The 8,383-nt window shown below is 76.4% G+C and carries 7 protein-coding genes; 4 read left to right on the forward strand and 3 right to left on the reverse strand.

Features of this window, described 5'->3' with window-relative positions; all coding sequences use genetic code 11:
• Both HYE82_RS30525 and HYE82_RS30530 read left to right on the forward strand, forming a co-directional pair.
• The coding region (locus tag HYE82_RS30525) for a LysR substrate-binding domain-containing protein (protein WP_179177433.1) at positions 1-695 on the forward strand (695 nt) is incomplete at its 5' end.
• A gap of 5 nt (positions 696-700) precedes the next feature.
• Entirely contained in the window at positions 701-1,813 is a 1,113-nt protein-coding gene (locus tag HYE82_RS30530) for a hypothetical protein (protein WP_179177434.1), read from the forward strand.
• 39 nt (positions 1,814-1,852) lie between these two features.
• Here the strand turns inward: HYE82_RS30530 and treZ are convergent, their stop codons facing one another.
• Positions 1,853-3,646, reverse strand: a complete 1,794-nt coding sequence (treZ, locus tag HYE82_RS30535) for a malto-oligosyltrehalose trehalohydrolase (protein WP_179177435.1) — start codon at positions 3,644-3,646, stop codon at positions 1,853-1,855.
• 120 nt (positions 3,647-3,766) lie between these two features.
• On the opposite strand from treZ, the gene HYE82_RS30540 reads away from it, so the two are divergent.
• Positions 3,767-4,327, forward strand: a complete 561-nt coding sequence (locus tag HYE82_RS30540) for a DUF1707 and FHA domain-containing protein (RefSeq protein WP_179177436.1) — start codon at positions 3,767-3,769, stop codon at positions 4,325-4,327.
• On the opposite strand, the gene HYE82_RS30545 is transcribed toward HYE82_RS30540, so the two are convergent.
• Both HYE82_RS30545 and lpdA read right to left on the reverse strand, forming a co-directional pair.
• The gene (locus HYE82_RS30545) at positions 4,324-5,847 is read right to left on the reverse strand and encodes a M14 family zinc carboxypeptidase (protein ID WP_256987909.1); all 1,524 of its coding nucleotides are present in this window, start codon (positions 5,845-5,847) and stop codon (positions 4,324-4,326) included. The two genes, HYE82_RS30540 and HYE82_RS30545, sit on opposite strands and share 4 nt — an antisense overlap.
• 48 nt (positions 5,848-5,895) lie before the next feature.
• Positions 5,896-7,362, reverse strand: coding sequence for a dihydrolipoyl dehydrogenase (gene lpdA, locus HYE82_RS30550; RefSeq protein WP_179177438.1), 1,467 nt, complete (start codon positions 7,360-7,362; stop codon positions 5,896-5,898).
• An 85-nt stretch (positions 7,363-7,447) separates the two neighbouring features.
• Between lpdA and HYE82_RS30555 the strand changes: the two genes are divergently transcribed.
• Positions 7,448-8,383 (forward strand): LysR family transcriptional regulator (locus HYE82_RS30555; protein ID WP_256987907.1); only part of this gene is annotated, 936 nt, incomplete at its 3' end.

The raw sequence follows: 8,383 nt of genomic DNA on the forward strand, positions 1-8,383 counted from the left end.
CCGTCGCCCCCACCCCCGCCGGGCAGCGCCTGCTGGAGCACGCCGCACCGCTGCTGCTGCGGCTCGACGCCGCCCGCGCCGACGTGCTCCGGCTGGCCGCGGCCCCGCCCGGCCGGGTCACCCTCGCCGTGTCGCCGCTCGCCGTCGGGCCGCGGCTGCTCGCCGCCCTGCCGGCCACCGGGGTCGAGCTGCGGGTCGTACCGCCCGGCCGGGTACCGGCCGCCGTCGCCACCGGCGGCTGCGACCTCGGGCTCGCCGACGGCCTCGCCGCCGCCAGCGACCCGCTGCGCCTGCCCGACGTGGCCCCGCTGACCGTCACCGGCATCGGCGAGGAGCAGCTCGCCGTCCTCCTCCCCGCCGGCCATCCCTTCGCCGGCCGGTCGGCCCTCCGCCTGGACGACCTCACCGACGCCCGCTGGCTCGACGCCCCGCACGCCGGCCTGACACCGCCCGCTGCCGTCCGCACCGCCCCGGCCCTGCGCTACGACGGCACCGACCTGCACGCCCTGTGCGCCCTGGCCGCCGCCGGACACGGCCTGGTCCTGCTGCCCCGCCGGGTGGCCGAGGCCGCCGCGGCGGGAGTGGCCGTACCCCTGTCCGACCCCCGCCTGGTCCACCGCACGGAGCTCCTCGAGCCCCGTACGCCCACGCCCGCGGCCGCCGCCCTGTCCGCCCGGCTGACTGCCCTACGCTGACCGGTGTGAGCGGAATAGACGTGGTCAACGGCGCGGTCGGCGCCGTCTTCGGGCTCGTCCTCGGGAGCCTCTTCCAGCAGCCGATCGAGGACGCCTGGCACCGGTTCAGACGGCGATCGGCGGGCAGAGTACGGAGTCTGACCTTCCGCCAGGGCGACGGCCGGGCCGCCGCCGCCTGGTCGGCGTTCGCCCTCGGCCCGCTGCGCACCTCCGCGCTCATCGTGGAGGGCGACGGACGGCACCCGATCGCCCCGTCCGCCGTCCACGTCCAGGTCCTCGACCAGGAAGCCGTCCTGCCCGAGGAGATGGCCCCCTGGCGCGACGAGATCGAGGAGCAGGAGGGCGCCCGGGACGGCGGCGGCGCCTGGAACGGCCCCCGCTACGCCGTCGACGAGGTGTCCGTCTCCCGCAGCCCCCTGGAGGAGCAGCCGGAGGTCCGCCTGCGGCTGCGCCCCACCGACTACTTCACCTTCCTGGCCGCCCAGCAGCTCGACCGCAGGCTGCCCGACGGCACCACGCCGCGCGGCCGCTACCTGGACCCCGGCGACCCCTTCTGCGCACCCGCGTTCCTGCAGTGCAGCTTCGGCGTCAACGTCGCCGTGGTCACCGCCGACCACCTCCTCGTCGTCACCCGCCGCGCCGACGGCGTACGGACCGGCACCGGCCTGTGGAACTCCTCGGTGAACGAAGGGCTGTCGCGGCACCTCGACTCCGCCGGACGCAACGCCCCCGACCTGCACGAGGTGGCGCGCCGCGGCATGCGCGAGGAACTCTCCCTGGAACCCCACGAGTACACGCTGAGCCTGCTGGCCTTCGTGCTCGACGTGGAGCGGCGGCAGTGGAGCGCCCACTTCCACGCCCGGCTGGGCGAGTTGACCGGCGAGGGCCTGCAGGAGCGGATGTCCCGCGGAGTCGCCGACCGGTGGGAGCACCAGAGCGTCGACCTGGTCCCGTTCCGCCCCGCCGACGTCGTCGGCTACCTGCTCCGCCCGGACCGGATCCACCGCTGGACGCCCACGGCGCCCGCCCTGTTCCACCTCGCCCTGGTCCACGCCTACGGGCGGGGGCCGGTGGAGCGGGCGGAGGACCGGGCCGTACGCCGCCTCGGCGCGCGCTGAGGCCCGGACCGCCGGAAAGCCGGGTCCTGCTGGCGCCCGTCACGGCGCCAGCAGGACGGCCGACTCCGCCGGGACGTGGACACGGCCCTCCGGGTCCGGGTGGCCGACCGGATCCCAGGCGGCCAGCACCCGGACCCCGTTGCGGCCCAGGGCGATCACCGCCGGCTCGGGGGCGAGGTTCACCACCACCCGTACGTCGCCCCGGCGGAAGGTGATCCAGCGCCGCTCCTCGTCGTACGCCACGCGCACCGCCGCCAGGTCCGGGTCGCGCAGGTCCGGGTGGTTGCGGCGCAGCCCGACCAGGGTCCGGTACCAGGCCAGCAGCCGTGCGTGCGGGTCGCGCTCCGGCTCCGCCCAGTCCAGGCACGACCGGTCCCGGGTCGCCGGGTCCTGCGGGTCCGGGACGTCCCCGGCCCGCCAGCCGTGGGCCGCGAACTCCCGGCGCCGGCCGGTGCGGACGGCCTCGGCGAGCTCGGGGTCCGGGTGGTCGGTGAAGTACTGCCACGGTGTGCCGGCGCCCCACTCCTCGCCCATGAACAGCATCGGCACGAACGGCCCGGCCAGCACCAGCGCCGCCGCGCACGCCAGCAGCCCCGGGGAGAGGGAGGCGGCGAGCCGGTCGCCCTGCGCCCGGTTGCCGATCTGGTCGTGGGTCTGGCTGTAGCCGAGGAAGCGGTGGGCGGGGGTCCGGCGGCGGTCCACCGGTCGGCCGTGGGTGCGGCCGCGGAACCCCGACCACGTCCCGTCGTGGAAGAAGGCCCGGGTCAGGGTCTTCGCCACGGCGGCGAGCGGCGCCTCGGCGAAGTCGGCGTAGTACGCCTGCGACTCGCCGGTCAGCGCGCAGTGCAGGGCGTGGTGGAAGTCGTCGTTCCACTGGGCGTGCAGGCCCTGACCGCCCTCGGCGCGCGGGGTGGTGGTCCGCGGGTCGCACCGGTCGGACTCGGCGATCAGGAACAGCGGCCGGCCGGTCTCGGCGGCGAGCGCGTCCACCGCCGCCGCCAGTTCCTCCAGGAACGTCAGTGCCCGCCCGTCGGCCAGCGCGTGCACCGCATCCAGGCGGAGCCCGTCGATCCGGTAGTCGCGCAGCCAGGCGAGGGCGCTGCCGATGAAGTACGCGCGGACCTCGTCCGAGCCGGGCGCGTCCAGGTTGACCGCCGCCCCCCAGGGCGTGTGGTGGGTGTCCGTGAAGTACGGGCCGAAGGCCGTCAGGTGGTTGCCGGACGGCCCCAGGTGGTTGTGGACCACGTCCAGCACCACCCCGAGGCCGGCCGTGTGCGCCGCGTCCACGAACGCGGCGAGCCCGGCCGGGCCGCCGTACGGCTCGTGCACCGCCCACGGCGCGACCCCGTCGTACCCCCAGCCGTGCCGGCCGGGGAAGGGGCAGACCGGCATCAGCTCGACGTGCGTGACACCGAGCGAGACGAGGTGGCCGAGGCGGGCGGCGGCCGCGTCGAAGGTGCCCTCGGGGGTGAAGGTGCCGATGTGCAGCTCGTACAGGACCGCGTCCTGCAGCCGCACCCCGGGTGACGGCGCCCGCGGGGCGAGGGACGCGACGTCCACGACGGCCGACGGCCCGTCCGGCCCGTCGGGCAGCCGCCGGCCGCGCGGATCGGGCCGTACGGCCGGGTCGCCGCCCAGCAGGAACCCGTACCGGTCCCCGTCGGCGGCCGGGGCCTCGACGACCCACCAGCCGTCCCGCCCCGGATCCCGCTCCATGTCGTACGCGGTCCGGCCCTCGGCCTCTCCTGCGGCTCGGGCTCCTGCTCGGTGGTCGGCGGGCGCGAGCCGCAGGGCGACCCGGTCTGCCAGCGGTGCCCACACCTCGAACTGCACGGGCGGCTCCCTCGTGTGCGGCGGTACCGGAACGTGAGCTTTGCCATGTGTCGTACCCATCATCACCGGTGGCCGGAGCAGTTCTGGACACTCCGGCCCTGACGGGCCGACAATCACCCTGTGACGTCGAGTTTCGAGTTCTCCGCCTACCCCGCGCCGCGCCTTTCCGACGCGGAGCGCGACCTTGCCCTGGGCAAGCTCCGCGAAGGAGCCGCCCTCGGCAAGCTGTCCCACGACACCTTCCTGCGGCGGATGGAGCTCGCCCTCGGCGCCCGCCGCTCCGAGGAACTCGCCGTCCTCGTCGCCGACCTCGACGGCCGGGACAAGGAAGCCGCCTGGACCCGCCGCCTGTTCGGCTGGGTCGGCCGGGTCTCCGCCGTGTCCGCCGGGGTCCGGCGCGCCTGGACCGCGGAGCGCCTGCCGAAGCTGCTGCTGCCGCACCCGGGGGCGCAGCCGCTGCGGATCGGCCGCGATCCCGGCAACGGGCTCCGCCTCACCGACGAGACCGTCTCCCGGGTGCACGCCGAACTCGGCATGCACGACGGGATGTGGGTCCTGACCGACCTCGGCTCCTCCAACGGCACCACCGTCAACGGCCGCAGGGTGACCGGCTCCATCGTGGTCCGCGACGGCGACCAGGTCGGCTTCGGCCGCATGTCCTTCCGCCTGGCGACGGGCTAGGACGGTCCGCTCGGGCCGCCGCCGGCCGGACACGGGCCGACGGAGCCGGCGGCGGTGAGGCGCTCGTAGGCGGCGAGCACGGTACGGGTCTGGTGTTCGACCTGGTCGGCAACCGGGACCCAGCGGGCGTGGAACCGGCTCTCGAACTCCGCGCACCAGCCGGTGACGAGCCGGTCCAGGCCGGCTGCGGCCGGGTGGCCCTGGACGTGCAGCACCCGCAGCAGCATCGCGGCGGCGCGCAGCGACAGCCGCCGCCCGAAGGCGTCGATGCTGCCGATGCGGGCCGTCGAGGCCTCGGCGGGGGCTCCGGCGCCCGTCCACTCGGCGGTGATCCCGGGGATCAGGCCGAGCGTCCAGTCGACGGCGCGCAGCAGGGAGGCGGAGCGCGGGTCCGCGCCCGGCACCGCGTCCGCCGCCCGGTCCCGGACCGCGGAGACGAGGGAGGCGTCCTCGGCGAGCCGGCCGGCCAGGAATCGCAGGGCGCCGCGCGGGTCCGGGTGCGGGGCCGGATCGTCCACCAGGTCGGAGGCCCACATCGGGACCTCCACGATGGCGGTGGTGCCGGCGTAGCGGTGGGTGCGGTACCAGGTGCTGAGCCGGGTGTCCTCCGGGTGGAACGCCCCGGCGGCGTCGTGTCCCGGCGGGGGCATCACGAAGATCCCGGGCCCGGGGGAGGGCCAGCCGACCGCGTCCGAGGCCCCGGTCTCCACGGGGATGCGCAGCTCGGCGGCGGACTTGGCGAACGGCTCGGCGAGGCCGGGTATGTCCCGGGTGAGCTGGACCCAGGAGCCGCCGAGGTCGGTGCCGTGCAGGGAGACCTGGAGCACGGGCCGCAGCTCGTCGATGAGGGCGGTCACGGCCAGCGTTTCGGGCGGCAGCCGGTCGGGGGGCAGTAAAGACGGCGCCCACTCGGGCTGTTCGGGGCCGGGGGGCCGGTAGAAGTTCCGGTGGTAGTCGAGCAGGGAGGCCGGCCGCGGGGTGCGGTGCAGGGCGGCGCCGTCGGGGTCGGCGCACAGGAGGAAGTGCCAGCCTCCGCCGGTGCGCGGGGCGGGGCCGCGGGCGAGGCGGCGGGCCAGGGCGAGGGCGGTGGCGCCCCCGACGGGCTCGTTGGCGTGCGCGCCGGCGACGACGAGCACACAGCGGGCCTGCGGGCCGCCGCCGGCGGCCTGCCGGTCCGAGGCGTGCCGGACCACGACAGGCCCGCCCGAGGCGGTCCCGTCGTCGGCGGTTCCGGCCGAGGCGCTCCCGGCCGAGGCGGTCCCGACGGCGGCAGTCCTGCTCGAAGCGGTCCCGTCGTCGGCGGCCTCCCCTGCGGCACTCCTGCTCGAAGCGGTCCCGGCCGAAGCGGTCCCGGCCGAAGCGGTCCCGGCCGCGGCGGTCCCGTCCGTGGCCACGGACAGGAGCCAGAGGGGTTCCCCGCCCCGGGAGCGGCCGGCCTGGCGCAGCCGGACCCGGCGGGGGTGTTCGTCCGCCAGTGCCCGGGCGGCCAGCGCGAGTTCGCGCGGTGTGGGGTAGCGCATGTCACGGAGGTGGGTCACGTCTGATGCCATGCCCGCCGCGCACGCCCCCTACTGCTCCGCACGCCCCACACTTCCCGAGAGGCCCTGGCCAAAGCCTCGGCCGCCGGGTGCCCGCTGCTGGTGCAGGCCGCGGCCGGCCAGGGTCAGGAACACCTCGCCCACCGCCTCGGACAGCGTCGGGTGCGCGTGGACGTGGTGGGCCACATCGGACGGCTCCGCGTCCCAGCCCACGATCAACTGGCCCTCCGCGATCATCTCCGACACGTGCGGCCCCACCAGGTGAACGCCCAGCACCCGACCGCCCCGCTCCGCGACCACCTTCACCATCCCGCCCTGCCCGTGCACCATCCCCTTGGCGATGGCCGTCAGCGGCATCGAACCCACCACCACGTCGTACGCCAGGTCGCGGGCCTGCGCCTCCGTCAGCCCGACGGCGGCCGTCTGCGGCGACGAGTACGTCACCCTCGGCACCGCCGCGTAGTCCACGGACGCGCCCGGCACCCCCGCCAGGGTCTCCGCCACCAGCAGCGCCTCCGCGAACGAGGCGTGCGCCAGCCCGGGCGAAGGCGGCGGCAGCAGGTCCCCGACCACGTGGATCCCCGGCACCGCGGTCTCCAGCCGGGACCAGTCGGCGGGCGCCACGAACCCCCGTCCGTCCGCGGCCAGGCCCGCCGCCGCCAGGTCCAGCCCGTCGGTGACCGGAACCCGCCCCACCGCGACCAGCAGCCGCTCCGCAGACACCTCCGCGACGTCCCCGCGTGGACCGCGTACGGCGGCCCGCACGCCCCCGCCCGCGAGCCGCTCGATCCCCTCCGGCCGCGCCCCGGTCCGCACGTCGATGCCGCGCCTGCGCAGCCCCCGCGCCAGATGCCGGGACACGTCCGCGTCCTCCATCGGAACGAGCCGGTCCGCGGCCTCCACCAGTGTCACCTCCGCTCCCATCGACCGGTGGAACGAGGCGTACTCCACGCCGATCGCCCCACCGCCCAGCACCAGCACCGACCCCGGAAGCCCCGGCGCGAACAGCGCGTCGTCGCTGGTGACGACCGTGTGCCCGTCGGGCTCCAGCCCCGGCAGGACGCGCGGCCGCGACCCGGTGGCCAGCACGATGCCGCGCGCCGCCGTGAACTCCCGCCCGTCCGTCGTCCGTACGGAACGCGGGCCCGTCAACCGGGCCGAGCCGTGCACGAGCCGCACCCCGGCCTGCCGCAGGTGCCCCTCCACCCCGCGGTGGTTGCGGGCGACGATGTCGTCCCGGGTGGCGGTCAGGGCCCGCCAGTCCACCCCGTCCACCGTCGCCCGCACCCCCCAGCGCTCGCGGGCCTCGGCCGCCCCGTCGACCAGCTCGGCCGCGTGCAGCATGGCCTTGCTCGGTATGCACCCGCGGTGCAGGCAGGTCCCCCCGACCTTGTCGCGCTCCACGAGGACGACGTCCAGGCCCAGGGCAGCGGCGCGCAGGGCGGTGCCGTACCCGCCGGTGCCGCCGCCGATCACGATCACATCTGCGGTGTTCATGCCCTCAACCCTGCGGCCGGGCCCGGCCTGCGGTCCAAGGCAATGATCTACTCGGCCCCATGCAGGACGCTTATGCTTCGCGTCCATGAGCCTGCGTCAGATGGAGTACTTCCTCGCTGTCGTGGAGGAGTCCTCCTTCACCCGTGCCGCCGACGCCCTGCACGTCACCCAGCCCGCCCTCTCCCACCAGATCAAGGCCCTGGAGCGGTCGGTCGGCGGCCCGCTGCTGGAGCGCATGCCGCGCGGGGTCCGCCTGACCGCCATGGGCCGCGCGTTCCTGCCGCACGCCCAGCTCTCCGTCCGCAGCGCCCGCCAGGCGCAGCGTGCCGCACGGGCCGCCGCCGGGGCCGCCGGCGGCGAACTCCACATCGCCACCGTCCACTCCGTCGCCGTCGGCCTGCTCCCGGCCGTCGCCGTCCGCTGGCGCAGCCGCCACCCCGGCGTCCAGCTCGTCCTGCGCGAGTACGGGTCCACCGAAACCCTGGAGGAGCAGCTGGACCGAGGCGTCGCCGACCTCGCCGTGGGCCCCGAGCCCAAGGAGTGGACCGGCCCCGTCCTCCCGGCCGGCCGGGAGGAGCTGGTGCTCGTGGTCCCCTTCGACGACCCGCTGGCCGGCCGCGGCGGCGTACGCCTGGCCGAACTCGCCGACCGCGACTGGATCCGCTGCTCGATGGAACCCACCGTGCACGGCGAGCCGTTCCTCGACTGGGCGTGCGGCAAGGTCGGCTTCAGCCCGCGCACCGTGCTGCGCACCGAGCACACCTCCACGGCCGTCCGCATGGCCGCCGCCGGCACCGGGGTCGTCATGGCCCCCGCCCACACGGCCCGGGGCGCCCTCGGCGAGGACTGCGCGCTGCTGTCCTTCGACCCGCCGTGGCACCGGCCCCTGGCCGTGTTCTCCCGCGTTCCGCTGACGGGCGCCGCGGAGGCCTTCGCCGGGCTACTCGCCGCCCCGCCCCGGGCCGGCGAGTGCTACCGGTGCCGCCGTACGGAGGGTCCCGGATCGTGGAGGGTGACGGTC

The organism is Streptomyces sp. BR123, assembly GCF_013401435.1.
GTDB lineage: Bacteria > Actinomycetota > Actinomycetes > Streptomycetales > Streptomycetaceae > Streptomyces.